16 protein-coding genes are annotated in these 16223 nt (G+C 61.7%); 7 read left to right on the forward strand and 9 right to left on the reverse strand.

Translation table 11 applies throughout. From position 1 onward, the window contains the following. Window positions 1-137: 137 nt before the first annotated feature. Both J3P73_RS08690 and radA read right to left on the reverse strand, forming a co-directional pair. Window positions 138-764, reverse strand: a complete 627-nt coding sequence (locus tag J3P73_RS08690; protein ID WP_011651236.1) for a CvpA family protein — start codon at window positions 762-764, stop codon at window positions 138-140. Window positions 765-853: 89 nt separating this feature from the next. Then, the gene (gene radA / locus J3P73_RS08695) at window positions 854-2254 is read right to left on the reverse strand and encodes a DNA repair protein RadA (RefSeq protein ID WP_012756823.1); all 1401 of its coding nucleotides are present in this window, start codon (window positions 2252-2254) and stop codon (window positions 854-856) included. A gap of 165 nt (window positions 2255-2419) precedes the next feature. Here radA and J3P73_RS08700 point away from each other — a divergent pair, with 165 nt between their 5' ends. Continuing rightward, window positions 2420-3055 carry a LysE family translocator gene (locus J3P73_RS08700; RefSeq protein ID WP_207579880.1) on the forward strand — a complete coding sequence of 212 codons (636 nt, stop codon included), beginning with the start codon at window positions 2420-2422 and terminating at the stop codon, window positions 3053-3055. Between the two features lie 9 nt (window positions 3056-3064). Here the strand turns inward: J3P73_RS08700 and alr are convergent, their stop codons facing one another. The 7 genes from alr to J3P73_RS08735 all read right to left on the reverse strand — a co-directional run bounded on the left by alr (window position 3065) and on the right by J3P73_RS08735 (window position 10088). Further along, window positions 3065-4234: an alanine racemase gene (gene alr / locus J3P73_RS08705; protein ID WP_207580000.1), complete on the reverse strand. Its 1170-nt coding sequence runs from the start codon at window positions 4232-4234 to the stop codon at window positions 3065-3067. 89 nt (window positions 4235-4323) lie between these two features. Continuing rightward, on the reverse strand, window positions 4324-5820 hold the full coding sequence (locus tag J3P73_RS08710; RefSeq protein WP_012756827.1) for a replicative DNA helicase: 1497 nt from the start codon (window positions 5818-5820) through the stop codon (window positions 4324-4326). A 374-nt stretch (window positions 5821-6194) separates the two neighbouring features. After that, entirely contained in the window at window positions 6195-6773 is a 579-nt protein-coding gene (gene rplI / locus J3P73_RS08715) for a 50S ribosomal protein L9 (RefSeq protein WP_018070564.1), read from the reverse strand. A 22-nt stretch (window positions 6774-6795) separates the two neighbouring features. Beyond that, window positions 6796-7782 carry a DUF2232 domain-containing protein gene (locus tag J3P73_RS08720; RefSeq protein WP_075224235.1) on the reverse strand — a complete coding sequence of 329 codons (987 nt, stop codon included), beginning with the start codon at window positions 7780-7782 and terminating at the stop codon, window positions 6796-6798. 156 nt (window positions 7783-7938) lie between these two features. After that, window positions 7939-8187 (reverse strand): 30S ribosomal protein S18, encoded by a 249-nt coding sequence (gene rpsR / locus J3P73_RS08725; protein ID WP_003547038.1) that lies wholly within the window; start codon window positions 8185-8187, stop codon window positions 7939-7941. 14 nt (window positions 8188-8201) lie between these two features. Further along, the gene (gene rpsF / locus J3P73_RS08730) at window positions 8202-8669 is read right to left on the reverse strand and encodes a 30S ribosomal protein S6 (RefSeq protein WP_003547040.1); all 468 of its coding nucleotides are present in this window, start codon (window positions 8667-8669) and stop codon (window positions 8202-8204) included. 375 nt (window positions 8670-9044) lie between these two features. After that, complete coding sequence (locus J3P73_RS08735) at window positions 9045-10088, reverse strand: aldo/keto reductase (RefSeq protein WP_207579881.1); 1044 nt, start codon at window positions 10086-10088, stop codon at window positions 9045-9047. Between the two features lie 214 nt (window positions 10089-10302). Between J3P73_RS08735 and fabD the strand changes: the two genes are divergently transcribed. The 6 genes from fabD to J3P73_RS08765 all read left to right on the forward strand — a co-directional run bounded on the left by fabD (window position 10303) and on the right by J3P73_RS08765 (window position 16220). Beyond that, window positions 10303-11247, forward strand: a complete 945-nt coding sequence (fabD, locus tag J3P73_RS08740) for an ACP S-malonyltransferase (protein WP_075224232.1) — start codon at window positions 10303-10305, stop codon at window positions 11245-11247. Window positions 11248-11298: 51 nt separating this feature from the next. Then, entirely contained in the window at window positions 11299-12036 is a 738-nt protein-coding gene (gene fabG, locus J3P73_RS08745; RefSeq protein ID WP_018070560.1) for a 3-oxoacyl-[acyl-carrier-protein] reductase, read from the forward strand. Window positions 12037-12322: 286 nt separating this feature from the next. Continuing rightward, window positions 12323-12559 carry an acyl carrier protein gene (locus J3P73_RS08750; RefSeq protein ID WP_003547058.1) on the forward strand — a complete coding sequence of 79 codons (237 nt, stop codon included), beginning with the start codon at window positions 12323-12325 and terminating at the stop codon, window positions 12557-12559. A gap of 92 nt (window positions 12560-12651) precedes the next feature. Further along, window positions 12652-13914, forward strand: a complete 1263-nt coding sequence (gene fabF / locus J3P73_RS08755; RefSeq protein WP_018070559.1) for a beta-ketoacyl-ACP synthase II — start codon at window positions 12652-12654, stop codon at window positions 13912-13914. Between the two features lie 182 nt (window positions 13915-14096). Further along, window positions 14097-15314 (forward strand): endolytic transglycosylase MltG, encoded by a 1218-nt coding sequence (mltG, locus tag J3P73_RS08760; RefSeq protein ID WP_207579882.1) that lies wholly within the window; start codon window positions 14097-14099, stop codon window positions 15312-15314. An 18-nt stretch (window positions 15315-15332) separates the two neighbouring features. Then, window positions 15333-16220 carry a YicC/YloC family endoribonuclease gene (locus tag J3P73_RS08765; RefSeq protein ID WP_130688073.1) on the forward strand — a complete coding sequence of 296 codons (888 nt, stop codon included), beginning with the start codon at window positions 15333-15335 and terminating at the stop codon, window positions 16218-16220. The last annotated feature ends 3 nt before the right edge of the window (window positions 16221-16223 follow it).

The raw sequence follows: 16223 nt of genomic DNA on the forward strand, positions 1-16223 counted from the left end.
TCTGCTCTCACAAGAATGGATCGGCATTTCCAGAAATAGCTGAGCCCGGCGGAGCTGGAATGCTCGGCCGGACCCTCATTTCATGTTCCGCTCAAATGGCAATTGCCGGAAGGCGGGTCAAGCTCTTGAACACTGTGTCAATTCGCCGGCTGCTGTGCGCCGTCTGCTGGCGCGGTCGGTGCGTCTTCCGCCGGAGCCTGGTCGCCCGTCGGCGGAGTGGTACCTCCAGCGCCCTGTGCCGGCGGCTGCAGCTTATCACGGATGCTTTCCGGTATCATCTGGGCAAATTGCTCCGGCAGAACCGATTTCAGCTTCACCACCATCGAATCCAGGAAAGGTTTCGACTTCGCTTCGTTGACCCAGGCCGGACGGTGGTCGACATCGACGAGCCAATTCCAGAAGGCGACGGCGACGACCAGGAGCAGCACACCGCGCGCCGCCCCGAACAGGAAACCGAGCGTGCGGTCGAGAGCGCCGACACGACTGTCGATGATGAAATCGGCGATCTTCATCGTGATGAAGGAGATGACGATGAGCGCGATCAGGAAGACGACCGCTGCCGAACCGACGATCGCGATGCGGTCGTCATCGGTATATTTCTTCGCATAGGGTAGCAGGTACGGATAGAGGTAATAGGCAGCGGCGGCCGAACCACCCCAGCTCGCGATCGAAAGGATCTCGCGCGAAAACCCGCGGACCATCGCCAGCACGGCGGAGAAGAGCACGACGCCGATGACAATACCGTCGAAAATCGTAATGGGCATGTAAATTCAACTCCAGGACTGCCGCTTGGCGGCCGTGTCGTGCCTTATCGTGTGCTCCTATATCATCACCATTCCTGGCAATGAAAGGATCAAACGTCGTCTTCCACACGCAGCGCCCCCTTCGATCCGGCGATGCGCGCGACCAGATCCGGCAAGCTTCCGACTTCGCTCCAGCGCCCGCCGGAGCCCTTCGGCAGTTCGGCGGAGGCGGATGGAAGCAGTGCTGCAGAAAAACCCAGCTTCTCGGCTTCCTTGAGGCGCTGGGCGGTGTGCGCAACCGGCCGGATGGCGCCCGACAGGCTGACTTCGCCGAAATAGACGCAATCGGCGGGAAGGGCAATACCGGCAAGCGAGGAAACGAGCGCCGAGGCGACGGCAAGATCGGCCGCCGGTTCGGAGATGCGGTAACCGCCGGCGACGTTGAGGTAGACGTCGTGCTGGCCGAGCCTGACGCCGCAATGGGCCTCAAGCACTGCGAGGATCATAGAGAGCCGGGCCGAATCCCAGCCGACCACGGCGCGCCGTGGCGTGCCGAGTGAGGTCGGCGCCACCAGCGCCTGCACCTCGACGAGAATGGGGCGGGTGCCCTCCATGCCGGCGAAGACGGCAGCACCCGGCGATTTTTCGTTGCGCTCGCCGAGGAAGAGTTCCGAGGGGTTGGCGACTTCGCGTAAGCCTTTGTCTGACATTTCGAAGACGCCGATCTCGTCGGTCGGGCCGAAGCGGTTCTTGACCGTGCGCAGGATGCGGTAGTGATGGCCGCGATCGCCTTCGAAATAGAGCACGGCATCGACCATGTGCTCGACGACGCGTGGCCCGGCGATCTGCCCGTCCTTGGTCACGTGGCCGACGAGCACCATGGCGGCCCCCGTCTGCTTGGCGAAACGGATCATTGCCTGCACCCCGGTGCGCACCTGCGTCACCGTTCCCGGCGCCGACTCGGCAAGTTCGCTCCATAGCGTCTGGATGGAATCGATGATGACGAGGTCCGGCCGCTTGCCCTCGGCGAGCGTCGCCAGAATGTCCTCGACATTGGTTTCGGCCGCCAGCATCACGTCGGTATCGGCCGCCGCAAGGCGTTGCGCTCGCAGCCGGACCTGCGCCACGGCTTCTTCGCCGGAGACGTAGATGATCTTGTGGCCGCGCCGCGCAAGGGCGGCTGCTGCCTGCATCAGCAGCGTCGATTTGCCGATGCCGGGATCGCCGCCGATCAGCACCGCCGAACCGCGCACGAAGCCGCCGCCGAGCGCCCGGTCGAGCTCCGACATGGCGGTATGGATGCGCGGTGCCTCCTCGATCTCGCCCGACAGCGCCGTCAGCGCCACCGGGCGGCCCTTCTTCGGCGTCTTGCCGGGACCGGAGCCGATTCCGCCCATCGGGTCTTCCTCGACGATGGTGTTCCACTCGCCGCAGTTCTCGCATTTGCCGGCCCAGCGGTTATGAACCGTGCCGCAACTCTGGCAGATGAATTGTGTTCTGGCCTTCGCCATCTAGTACTCTTTCAGTCCGGGTTTCCAAGTGAAGCAGACGCGCCGCCTCATCGAATCAATATCGTGCTTGAGATAATGGCTGTCGCGACGGATCAAAACTAATGATTTCCCCATCAGCGCGCCCGTGCCTATCCTTTGCTCCTAGTCATCCGGGAATGGTGAAAGATGTTCGATTATTCGCTCACACACTGGCTTGCATTTCTGTCGGCGGCGGTTCTGCTCAATCTCTCGCCCGGTCCCGACATCGCCTTCATCCTCGGCCACACGATGAGAAGCGGAAAGCGCGCCGGTTTTTCCGCGCTGTTCGGCGTCTGGTCCGGCGCCTGCCTGCATGTGCTGATGGCGGCACTCGGCCTCTCGGCCATACTTGCCGCTTCCGCCGTCGCCTTCTCGACAGTCAAATGGATCGGCGCCGCCTATCTCGTCTGGCTCGGCATTCAGGCTTTGCGCTCCGGTGGCGGCGGTGGCCTGACAAAGGCCGTCGGTGAAAGATTGCCGGTGGCAAGGATCTACCGGCAGGGAATCCTGGTGTCGCTGCTCAATCCGAAAGTGGCGATATTCTTCCTGGCCTTCCTGCCGCAATTCGTGGTCGAAGGGGCAGGGCCGGCATGGGCCCAGCTCCTGCTGCATGGCGGGCTCATCATCGTCGTGGCGGCCTTCATCGAACCGCCGCTCGTCCTTCTCGGAGGGCGCCTTGCTGACGCGATCAGGCATAATCAAAAAATCGGACTCTGGCTCGATCGCGGCCTCGGGGCGTTTTTCCTGGCGCTCGGTGTCCGTCTCGCCCTCAGCAGCCGCTGAATAGGAAGGCTATTCCTCGGCCACGTAGCGCCGCTCGTGGCGGAGCCCCATGCTGGTCAGGATCTCGTATCCGATCGTGCCGCATGCCCGCGCCACATCGTCCACCGGCATGTTCTTCCCGAACAGCTCGACATAATCCCCGGCGCGCACGGCGTTGTCAGGCAGGTCGGTGATATCGAAGATCGTCAGGTCCATGGTGATCCGGCCGGCAACCGGCACCTTGTGTCCGGCGATGAAACCTTGCCCGCCTTGCGGCACCACCTGGCGCAGTGGCACGCCGCCGCTCGACTGGCCGCGCATGTAGCCGTCGGCATAGCCGGCCGAGGCGATCGCCAGCCGGCTTTCGCGGCGAAGCTGCAGCGCCCGCCCATAGCTGACGGTCTCGCCGGCTTCGACGTTGCGCACCTGGATGATGCGCGCTTCCGCCGTCGCGACTGGCCGCATCGGGTTCGCCATGCCGCTGACCGCTTCGCCGCCATAGAGCGCGATGCCGGGGCGGGTCAGGTCGAAGTGATAATCCTCACCGAGATAGATGCCGGCCGAGGCGGCAAGACTTGAATCGATGCCTTCATAGGCGGCGCTAACCCTTTGGAATGATTCGAGCTGCTGCCGGTTCATCGCATGGGTGGGATCGTCGGCACAGGCGAGGTGGCTCATGATAAGCACGGGCGCGAAGCTCGCCGGCCGCGAGACGTCGTCGGCGAGCGAGATCGCATCGTCGATATGCAGTCCGAGCCGGTTGAAGCCGGTATCGACATGCAGCGCGCAGGGGTAGTGGCCGTAATCGGCAAGCACCGCCATCCAGAAGGCGAGCTGTTCGTCGGAAGAAATCACCGGCACCAGATCGTTTTCGAAGAAGCGTCGCTCGGTGCCCGGCCAGATGCCGGAAAGCACGAAGATGCGCGCCTCGGGCGCATAGAGGCGAAGTGTTACGCCCTCGTCGACGGTCGCGACGAAGAAGTCGCGGGCGCCGGCCATGTAGAGCGCTTCGCCGGCATCCTCGATGCCCATGCCGTAAGCATCCGCCTTGACGACCGCCGAGGCGCGCGCCGCACCGGAGCGGCGCGCCATGTCGCGCCAGTTCTCCGTCAGAGCGGTCAGGTCGACGGTCAGCCGCAGGCCTGCCGAGGCAAAGTTGTCGTCTTCGGGGGCGTCGAAAAATTCGCTCATGATCCGCATCGAAAAGAGGCCGGAGAAGGATTCTCCGGCCAGTTTAAAGGTCAACTATGTCAAGGGAAAGCCCGGCGCTGCACGCAGCATCCGCGCGATCAGTGCTCTTCATATTGGGTGAAGGAGGGATCGGCGAGATCGGCAAAGCGCGTGAATTCCGCCTGGAAGGCGAGCTTCACCGTGCCTGTTGGCCCGTGGCGCTGCTTGGCGATGATGACGTCGGCCGTGCCCTTCACCTTGTCGAACAGCGCTTCCCATTCCGGATATTTCGGATCGTGGATGTCGCGCGGCTCCGAATTCTTGACGTAATATTCCTCGCGGAACACGAAGAGCACGACGTCGGCGTCCTGCTCGATCGAGCCGGATTCGCGAAGGTCGGAAAGCTGCGGCCGCTTGTCGTCGCGGCTTTCGACCTGGCGCGAAAGCTGAGACAGCGCGATGATTGGAACGTTGAGTTCCTTGCCGAGCGCCTTCAGGCCGGTGGTGATCTGGGTGATTTCCTGCACGCGGTTGTCGCTGGATTTGCCCGAGCCGGTCATCAGCTGAATGTAGTCGACGACCAGCACGTCGAGGCCGCGCTGGCGCTTCAGACGGCGCGCGCGGGCCGAAAGCTGGGCGATCGAGATGCCGCCGGTCTGGTCGATAAAGAGCGGCACCTTCTGCATCATCATCGAGCAGGCGACGAGCTTTTCGAAATCGGCATCGTTGATGTCGCCGCGGCGGATCTTCGAGGAGGAGACTTCCGTCTGCTCGGAGATGATACGGGTGGCGAGCTGTTCGGACGACATTTCGAGCGAATAGAAGCCGACAACGCCGCCGTTCTTCGCCTTCATGCTGCCGTCCGACTGGACTTCGCCTTCGTAGGCGGCGGCGATATTGTAGGCGATGTTGGTGGCAAGCGAGGTCTTGCCCATGCCGGGGCGTCCGGCAAGCACGATCAAGTCCGACCGCTGCAGGCCGCCCATCTTGGAATCCAGCGAATGGATGCCGGTGGAAATGCCGGAAAGCCCGCCATCACGTTCCTTGGCGACGGCCGCCATGTCGATCGCCAGCGCGACCGCATCGTTGAAGGCCTGGAAGCCACCGTCGTAGCGGCCGTTTTCCGCCAGTTCGAAGAGGCGGCGTTCGGTATCCTCGATCTGCGACTGCGGTGGCATGTCGAGCGGCGCGTCATAGGCGATGTTGACGACATCCTCGCCAATGGTGATCAGCGCCCGGCGCAGCGCCAGGTCGTAGATCGCCCGGCCGTAATCCTCGGCATTGATGACGGTGACGGCATTGCTGACGAGGCTCGCCAGATATTGCGAAACCGTCATGTCGCCGACCTTTTCGTCGGCTTTCAGGAAGGTCTTGATCGTCACCGGGTTGGCGATCTTGCCCATGCGGATGATATCGCCGGCAACCTCGAAGATCTTCCGGTGCAGCGGTTCATAGAGATGGATCGGCTTCAGGAAGTCGGACACCCGGTAATAGGCGTCGTTGTTCATCAGGATCGCACCCAGAAGCGCTTGCTCGGCTTCGATATTGTTGGGTGCTTCGCGATAATGCTGCTCCGACGGGGCAACAGCTGCAATCTTTCGAGCGGCGTCGTTCATCATCATCCGTTCTGTCTTTTTCCAGCTCCGGATTTGCAATTCCGGACGCGAAAATCAAGAGGCTACGAAAGGAGCGGGGGCTCGCTTCGCCTAAATCCTGAATGCTGTGCACGTTGTTCGACTTCTCCACAGTCTTGGGCGACACAAAGGAGAAATACTGGCAGTGTCACCCGCACGACACGGTATGGCGCCGACTCAGCCCATCCGTTTCGGAGAACCTACTTTAGCGCGATGCGATAAGGCACGCAGCAAAAACATCCGGAAAATCCCCTTAAAAAAAGCGAACCGATCGGCGGCTCAAATCGAAGGGATGGAAACGAAAAAGCCCGGCGCGGTGGCCGGGCTTTCCCTCACGCGGATCGCTCCAACGAGAATTATGCTTCGTCTTCGTCGACGCCGTCGGCTTCCGGATCGAAGAAGTCTTCCGGACGCAGCGCGTCTTCGTCGACGCCGTAGATCGCGTCGACCGAGGTGAGTTCTTCGCCCTTGGCCTGGCGCTCTGCCTCTTCGGCAGAGCGGGCAACGTTCAGCTCGACGTGGATTTCGACTTCGGCATGCAACTGCAGCTCGACCTTGTGCAGGCCGATCGACTTGATCGGCGTGTTGAGGTGAACCTGGTTGCGGCCGATGTTGAAGCCTTCGGCGCCGAGAATCTCGACGACGTCACGGGCAGCGACCGAACCATAGAGCTGGCCGGTTTCGCCGGCGGAACGCACGACGATGAAGGACTTGCCGTCGAGAACGTCGGCGACCTTCTGGGCTTCCGATTTGCGCTCGAGGTTGCGGGCTTCGAGCGTCGCGCGCTCGGCTTCGAAGCGGGTCTTGTTGGCGGCGTTGGCGCGCAGCGCCTTGCCGAGCGGCAGCAGGTAGTTACGGGCAAAGCCGTCGCGAACCTTTACGGTTTCGCCCATCTGGCCGAGCTTGGAGATGCGTTCGAGAAGGATGACTTCCATTTTCTTTTTCCTTTCTTGTGTCTCAGATTTTCGTATCGGATTGTTTGGGGGCATCAGCATCTTTCGTCGGGGTCAGCGCGATCGCCTTGCGCGTATCGCTGAGACCGAGGACGAGGATGAGGAGAGCTGGCAGCAGCATGAGCATCGAGGCCAGATAGCAGAGGATGAGAGCCGGTATGCGCCAGTCCTTGCCGCGCGTGCGGAAATGCAGAGAGGCGAAACCGGAGAGCATGAAGCCGGCGCCGAAGGTGCCGATCACGGTCGCACCGACCAGCGCCGGAACGCCGCCGAAAAAGCAGGCGGCAAGCCCGGCCAGGAAGATGAAGATCGAGTTGCGGTTCATCCGCAGCGATGAGGGAATATCCTCGCGCGGACGAAGGCCGCGGCCGGACGCGGCAACGATGCGCACGGCGAAATAATAGGCGGCAAACAGCATGCTGACCCACATGCCGCCCTGCAAAGCCGGCAGCATCAGTAGGATCAGCGACTTGGTCTGCGCCGTCGCTGCCGGATCGGGCATGAATTCGGGTTGCTGCTGTTTGAGCGAGGTGATCAGCAGATCGACGATGGGATCGGTGATCTCAGGCCCGTAGCCGATGATCACACCGATGACGATGACGGCAAGCGTCACCAGACCGCAGAGATGCAGCAGGATATCGGAGAGCGGATACCAGGCAAGCAGATGGTCGGGACCGCCGAGTTCGGAGGCCGGACGCGCCAGATTGGCGAGATGACTGAGCCAACCGGCCGGCAGAAGCGTCACCAGCGTCATGATCAGCGCGAAGGAAGGCGAGATCAAGATCGCGCCCAGCGCCGCAGCGGTGACGACGGCCGAGACCGCGGCGGCATTGCCCCAGCCGAGCCCGACGATCAGGATCGGCAGAGCCGAGGCCGTGTAGAGAAGCGCGCTGAAAAACGACGGCTGCATGCTCGCGCCCAGCACCAGCAGGGCGGCGGTCAATCCGGCGAGTGCGCCGATCAGCAGCGTTTTAATGTTCGGTCGTTTCAAGGTCGCTGTCCTGCTTCATCAAGCAGTTAGAGGATGTTGCTGAATCAAATTCAGAAACGTCTCAACATGGGTTTTAACAGTTCCGATCCGCGCCCATCGCGGAAGGGAGAAGGGAAGGCACGAATGCCTTCCCTCAAAGGTGTTGGCGTCGACCGATTAGGCGACGACGTAGGGCAGCAGGCCGAGGAAACGGGCGCGCTTGATCGCCTGGGCGAGTTCGCGCTGCTTCTTCTGGGAAACGGCCGTGATGCGGGACGGAACGATCTTGCCGCGCTCGGAAATGTAGCGCTGCAGCAGGCGTACGTCCTTATAGTCGATCCGCGGCGCGTTGGCGCCGGAGAATGGGCAGGTCTTGCGGCGGCGATGGAACGGGCGGCGGACCGGAGCGGAGGAAGTTTCAGACATATCTCAGATCTCCCTTATACACGGTCTTCGCGCGGACGGCGCGGACGGTCGTCACGGTCGCCGAAGCCACCTTCACGCGGCGGACGCGGGCCACGGTCACGATCACCGAAGCCACCTTCACGCGGGCCACGGCCGCCTTCACGCGGACGGTCGTCACGGTCGCGCTTCTGCATCATGGCAGACGGACCTTCTTCATGCTTCTCGACGGCGATCGTCATGTAGCGAAGAACGTCTTCGCTGATGCGCATCTGACGTTCCATTTCCTGGACGGCAGCAGCCGGTGCATCGATGTCCATCAGGGCGTAGTGCGCCTTGCGGTTCTTCTTGATGCGGTAGGTGAGGGACTTGAGGCCCCAGTTCTCGATACGCCCGACCTTACCGCCATTCGCTTCGATCACACCCTTGTACTGTTCTACGAGGGCGTCGACCTGCTGAGCGGAAATATCCTGCCGGGCAAGGAATACATGTTCATAAAGAGCCATGACAGCTTTGCCTTTCTTGCGTTTGGTTCAACCCGATATTCGGCGGCTAAGCCTCAACGACTGCTCCTGATTGGGCGGACCCAGGCAAGAAAGCGTTTCCGAGACGGTCGAGAGCGGAGACACGGGAGGCTGGAACGCTTCCGTTCCGAACGATTTCCAAAAGGAAACCGGCCCTCCGTTCAGCCACCAGCCAGAAGAGCGGGTTAACGAACAGGGCGGCTTATACGGATTTTTCGCGGAAAGGCAAGCGCAATCGGGCAATCGAACCCGACGCAAATCGGTGGGCGGAGCATGATGCCGAAAAGTGTGAGCGGTTTTCGGACGACATCATGCTCCCATCCTGTTCTAGCGTCGGGCAGGCGCCCAGGAATATGATCAAAGCGTCAGCGGATACTGCCGATGCACCTTGGCAATCTCCGCGAGCACCTCGTCCGAAAGCGTCAGGTCGGCCGCGCCGATATCGATTTTCAGCTGCTCCATTGAGGTTGCGCCGATGATGACCGAGGCCATGAAAGGCCTTGATCGGCAGAAGGCGAGCGCCATCGCCGCCGGGTCGAGACCGTAGGTTGCCGCGATCTGCAGATAGGCTTTGGTTGCCGGCTCCTGCAGCGGCTGCAGGCGGCCGCCGATATCGGGGTTGATCGAACCGCGCGAACCCTTTGGCCTGATGCCATCGACATATTTACCGGAGAGGATGCCGCCGGCGAGCGGCGAATAGGCGAGCAGCCCGACATCCTCGTGATGCGAGAGCTCGGCGAGATCGAGGTCGAAATGACGGTAGAGCAGATTATATTCGTTCTGGACGCTGGCAACGCGCGGCAGGCTGTTCTGTTCGGAGAGCGTCAGGTATTTCTGTATGCCCCAGGTCGTTTCATTAGAAAGGCCGATCGCGCGGATCTTGCCCTCTTTCACCAGCGCGCCGAGCGTTTCCAGGATGTCGAGCATATTGGCGACGGTCTCGTCGCGGTCCTGATTGAAGGGATTGTAGCTCCAGTTCTGGCGGAAATGGAAATGGCCTCGGTTCGGCCAGTGGATCTGGTAGAGGTCGACGTAATCAGTCTTCAGCCGCGCCAGGCTGGCCTCGAGCGCCAGGCGGATATTCTTCGCATCGGCACCTTCGCCGCCGCGTATATAGTCGCGGCCGCGGCCCGCGACCTTGGTGGCGAGCACGATATCCCCACGCTTGCCGGTCTTCTTGAACCAGCTGCCGATATAGTCTTCGGTCCGGCCCTGTGTCGCGGCCGAAACCGGGGTGGTTGGATAAAGCTCGGCCGTATCGAAGAAATTGACACCCTTTTCGACGGCATAGTCCATCTGCGCATGCGCGTCGGCTTCGCTGTTTTGCGAACCCCAGGTCATGGTGCCAAGGCAGATCTCTGAAACGGAAATCTCGGTGCGGCCTAGTGAATTGTACTTCATGGAAAAACCTTGGGAGAGAGGTGGAAGCCTTGGGAGGGTCCGCGCAAATCTAGGCTGGATTTGGCGGAGCGCAAGAGCAAAAACCGGGCTTTTGCGCGTGCGCGAAAGGCTTTGCGGAGAACGGGCCGCCACTTGACTCTGCCGGAAAGAATGTCAATTGGAGGCAAAACAGCCTTAAGGGGCGCAATCAGGGGCATGAGCCAGGGACACGAGAATGACCATTGCTTTCACTTTTCCCGGCCAGGGCAGTCAGGCCGTCGGCATGGGCAAGGATCTCGCCGAGAATTTTGCCGAAGCCCGAGCCGTCTTTGAAGAGGTCGATGAGGCGCTCGGTGAAAAGCTTTCGGACGTCATGTTCAACGGTCCCGAGGATACGTTGACCTTGACGGCGAACGCCCAGCCGGCGCTGATGGCCGTCTCGATCGCCGTTGTTCGCGTTCTGGAAGCCAAAGGGTTGGATCTGAAGTCGAAGGTCGCTTACGTCGCCGGCCACTCGCTCGGCGAATATTCGGCACTTTGCGCCGCCGGCACCTTTTCGCTCGCCGATACCGCGCGGCTGCTGCGCATTCGCGGCAATGCCATGCAGGCGGCTGTTCCTGTCGGCGTCGGCGCCATGGCCGCGATCATCGGCCTCGAACATGCCGACGTCGTTGCCGTCTGCGAGGCAGCCACCGCTGTCGGCGCCTGCCAGATCGCTAACGACAATGGCGGCGGCCAGATCGTCATCTCGGGCGAGAAGGCAGCCGTCGAAAAGGCCGCCGGCCTCGCGACCGACAAGGGCGCCAAGCGCGCCATTCTGCTGCCGGTCTCCGCTCCGTTCCATTCGACACTGATGGCGCCGGCCGCCGACGCCATGCGCGAAGCACTGGCAATGGTTTCAAAATCCGATCCCATCGTGCCCCTCATTGCAAATGTCCGTGCCGCCCCCGTGACAGCCGCCGACGAGATCGCCAGCCTCCTGGTCGAGCAGGTGACCGGTCAGGTCCGCTGGCGCGAGACGGTGGAGTGGTTCGCTGGAAATGGCGTCACGACGCTTTATGAACTCGGTTCCGGCAAGGTGCTGACCGGCCTTGCCCGCCGCATCGACAAGACGATCAACGGCATCTCCGTCAACGGTCCGGCGGATATCGACGCGGCCGTCGCCGCCCTCATGGCCTGATTGGTATCCCCGGACACCGGATTTGGTGTCCCTGATATAAGGAACGTTTCCATGCTCGATCTCTCCGGCCGCAAGGCTCTCGTCACAGGCGCATCGGGCGGTATTGGCGAGGAAATCGCCCGCCTTCTTCATAAGCAGGGCGCCATCGTCGGCCTGCACGGCACCCGTGTCGAGAAGCTGGAAGCGCTAGCGGCCGAACTCGGCGAGCGCGTCAAGATCTTCCCGGCCAACCTGTCCGACCGCGATGAGGTCAAGGCGCTCGGCCAGAAGGCCGAGGCCGACCTTGAAGGCGTCGACATCCTCGTCAACAATGCCGGCATCACCCGCGACGGCCTGTTCGTGCGCATGAGCGACGAGGACTGGGACAGCGTCCTCGAAGTGAATCTGACATCGACCTTCCGCCTGACGCGCGAATTGACGCATCCGATGATGCGCCGCCGCTATGGCCGCATCATCAACATCACCTCCATCGTCGGCGTCACCGGCAATCCGGGCCAGGCCAATTACTGCGCCTCCAAGGCCGGTATGATCGGCTTCACCAAGTCCCTGGCGCAGGAAATTGCCACCCGCAACGTGACGGTCAACTGCGTCGCACCGGGCTTCATCGAGAGCGCCATGACCGGCAAGCTGAACGACAAGCAGAAGGAAGCGATCATGGGAGCGATCCCGATGAAGCGCATGGGCACGGGCGGCGAGGTCGCTTCGGCGGTTGCTTACCTCGCGTCCTCCGAGGCTGCCTATATGACCGGCCAGACGCTGCACGTAAACGGCGGCATGGCGATGATCTGAAACGACAAACCGTTGGCATGGGAATATTTCCGCCAATAGCATGTTGAGCAATCACGAAGCGTTGATTTTCTGGCTTTGCGGCAGACATAAAGCATGTTAAGCGGGCCATGACTGTGAACAGTCGTCCCGAGAAAGCAGACGAACCGGCGGGCTTTTTGCAAGCCTGGAACATCTCTGAAGCCGGGTAAACGAGTTTGCCGAGGATGTCTGAAAACATCGCAGGCTGAAACAGGGTAGGGGTGCCGCAACGGCATTCCGATCAGGACATAAGGTCGAGGAAACCGACATGAGCGATATCGCAGAACGCGTAAAGAAAATTGTTATTGATCATCTTGGCGTCGATGCCGACAAGGTCGTCGAGAGCGCCAGCTTTATCGACGATCTAGGCGCTGACTCGCTCGACACGGTCGAACTTGTCATGGCTTTCGAAGAAGAATTCGGCGTTGAAATTCCTGACGACGCTGCCGACTCGATCCTGACGGTCGGCGATGCCGTGAAGTTTATTGAGAAGGCCCAGGCCTGATCCTGTGAGTTTGAGAAAGGGCGGGCCTGGAGTCCGCCCTTTTCTTTTCGGCATATTTCTCCATAGAACATAAGAGACGGGGAAAGCACGCGATGAGACGTGTCGTCATCACCGGTACCGGCATGGTATCACCCTTGGGATGCGGAACAGAGGTGACGTGGTCGCGGTTGCTTGCCGGCCAGAACGGCGCCCGCCTCGTCACCGAATTCGAGGTCGATGACCTTCCCGCCAAGATCGCCTGCCGTATCCCTGTTGGCGACGGCACCGACGGCACCTTCAATGTCGATCAGTGGATGGAGCCGAAGGAGCAACGCAAGGTCGATCCCTTCATCATCTACGGCATGGCCGCCGCCGACATGGCGCTTGCCGATGCCGGCTGGCATCCCGAAACCGATGAGGACCAGATCGCCACCGGCGTGCTGATCGGCTCCGGCATCGGCGGCATCGAAGGCATTGTCGAGGCGGGTTACACCCTGCGCGACAAAGGCCCGCGCCGCATCTCCCCCTTCTTCATTCCCGGCCGCCTGATCAATCTTGTCTCCGGCCAGGTCTCGATCCGCCACAAGCTGCGCGGACCCAATCATTCGGTCGTCACCGCCTGCTCGACGGGTGCGCATGCGATCGGCGATGCCGCGCGGCTGATCGCGCTCGGCGACGCCGACGTCATGGTCGCCGGCGGCACGGAATCCCCGGTCAGCCGCATTTCGCTTGCAGGCTTTGCCGCCTGCAAGGCGCTGTCGACCCAGCACAATGACGACCCGAAGAAAGCGTCGCGTCCCTATGACCGCGACCGCGACGGCTTCGTCATGGGCGAGGGCGCCGGCATCGTCGTGCTCGAAGAACTGGAACATGCCAAGGCGCGCGGCGCCAGGATCTATGCCGAAATCGTCGGCTACGGCCTGTCGGGCGATGCCTATCACATCACCGCACCCTCCGAAGACGGCGAGGGTGCCGGCCGCTGTATGGCGATGGCGCTGAAGCGCGCCGGGCTGACACCGTCCGATATTGATTACATCAATGCTCACGGTACCTCGACCATGGCCGACACGATCGAACTTGGCGCCGTCGAACGGCTGGTCGGCAATGCGGCGTCGAAGATCTCCATGTCCTCGACCAAGTCAGCGACAGGACACCTTCTCGGTGCTGCCGGCGCCATCGAGGCGATCTTCACCACGCTCGCCATCCGCGACAATATCGCGCCGCCGACGCTCAATCTCGACAATCCCGAACGTGAGACGGCGATCGATCTTGTTCCGCACAAGGCGCGTGAGCGGGAAATCAATGTGGCGCTGTCCAACTCGTTCGGATTCGGCGGCACGAACGCGTCGCTCGTACTGCGCCGTTACGCGCAATAAGAGTCCTGTATGCGGTGTAACGGGTCTCCCTTACACCGCAACAGGCCGTCCTCTACTTTGCGTAGGAGGGCGTGCGAAAGCACAACGACCGGCAACGGCGTCGTTGAACGGCGGCAGAACCTGCTTTTGCCGCATTGCTTCGCGAAATAGCGAAGTGAGGGTCAAGTTTTAGAGGATTGCCGGTGAGCGATACGACGAACCAGAGCAACGATACCCAGGCACAGAAGGGACCGATCATCCCGAAGTCGCCGAGCGAAGCCCTGCGTCCTGAGCGCGTTCCGGAGCCGCCGAAGCGGTCCAAGAAAGCCCGCGGCCAGGTCGTTCTTTTCCTGAACTTCATCATGACGATGGCGGTTCTGGTCTGCGTCGTCGCCGTTATCGGCTTCTACTACGCCACATCGACCTATCGGAATCCCGGTCCGCTGCAGACCAACACCAATTTCATCGTCCGCAACGGCGCTGGTCTGACCGAAATCGCCTCGAACCTCGAGCGCAACGCGATCATCAGCGATGCCCGCATCTTCCGTTATCTCACGGCAACGCATCTGTCTGCGGGTGAGAGCCTCAAGGCGGGTGAATACGAGATCAAGGCGAGGGCTTCCATGAGCGATATCATGGAGCTTCTGAAATCGGGCAAGTCCATTCTCTATTCCGTTTCCTTCCCCGAGGGCTTGACGGTCCGCCAGATGTTCGACCGCATGCTGCTGGATACTGTGCTGGAAGGCGACTTGCCGGCCGCACTGCCGACCGAGGGCAGCCTTCGTCCGGATACCTACAAATTCTCGCGCGGCACCAAGCGCTCGGAAATCATCGACCAGATGGCGGCTGCGCAGCAGAAGCTCGTCGATCAGATCTGGGACAAGCGCGACTCCTCGCTGCCGCTGCGATCCAAGGAGGAATTCGTGGCACTCGCCTCGATCGTCGAAAAGGAAACTGGCGTTCCCGACGAGCGTGCGCATGTCGCCTCCGTTTTTCTGAACCGGCTCGGCAAGGGCATGCGCCTGCAGTCTGATCCGACGATTATTTACGGCCTCTTCGGCGGCGAAGGCAAACCGGCCGACCGGCCGATCTACCAGTCGGACCTGAAGCGGGATACACCTTACAACACCTATGTCATCAAGGGTCTGCCGCCGACGCCGATCGCCAATCCCGGCAAGGATGCGCTGGAAGCCGTCGCCAATCCCTGGAAGACGCAGGACCTCTATTTCGTCGCTGACGGCACTGGTGGCCATGTTTTCGCCGCCACGCTCGAGGAGCACAATGCCAACGTCAAGCGCTGGCGCAAGCTCGAGGCCGACAAGGGTTCGGACCCGAACATCGCAGTCGACGGCCAGCCGGAAGAGCAGCCGGCGGATAGTGGCGCGACCGTCGTGCCGCCGAAGAAAAAGAAGATTAACTGATACTTTCGGGAGGCTCGCATGGCTTTGCAGTCCATGACCGGTTTTGCGCGGCGCGAGGGAACGAGCGGCCGCTGGCGCTGGGCATGGGAATTGCGCTCGGTCAACGGCAAGGGCCTCGACCTGCGCCTGCGCCTGCCGCCCGGCCTCGAACGCATGGAGGCAGAGGTCCGCCGTCTCGCCGGTGAAAGCTTCAGCCGCGGCAACCTGCAGGCATCGCTATCCGTCACCGCCGACGAGAACCGTTTCGAGGCGGTGCTGAACAAGGAGGCGCTTGCCGCCGTGCTGGCCATGCGCGAGCAGTTGGACGGTGTCATCGATCCGGCGCCGCTGAAGCTCGATACGCTGCTTCTGGTGCGCGGCATCGTCGAATTCCGCGAAAGCGAGGATGGCGAGGAGGCGCTTGCCGCCCGTGACGCCGATATCGCTGCCGGCCTGCTGGCCGCGCTTGCCGATCTGAGAGCAATGCGCGAACAGGAAGGTTCGGCGCTGGCCCGCATTCTTCACGACCATATCACGACGATCGAAGGCCTGACACGAACGATCGACGTCGATCCCTCGCGCTCGCCGCAGGAGATCGCTGCGCGGCTTGCCGCGCAGGTCGCCTTGTTGATGGACGGCATGGCCGCACTCGACCGCGACAGGCTGCATGTTGAAGCCGCACTGTTGGCGACCAAGGCGGATTTGCGCGAGGAAATCGATCGTCTGAAGGCTCATATCGCCGCAGCGCGCGATCTTCTGGTGAAAGGTGGCCCTGCCGGGCGCCGCCTGGACTTCCTTGCACAGGAATTTAACCGCGAATCGAATACCATCTGCTCGAAGTCGAATGCTTCGGCAGTTACCGCTGCCGGCATCGAGTTGAAAGTCGTGATCGACCAGTTCCGCGAGCAGGTCCAGAATTTGGAGTAAGAC

Source organism: Rhizobium ruizarguesonis (assembly GCF_017357285.1).
Classification (GTDB): Bacteria; Pseudomonadota; Alphaproteobacteria; order Rhizobiales; family Rhizobiaceae; genus Rhizobium; species Rhizobium ruizarguesonis.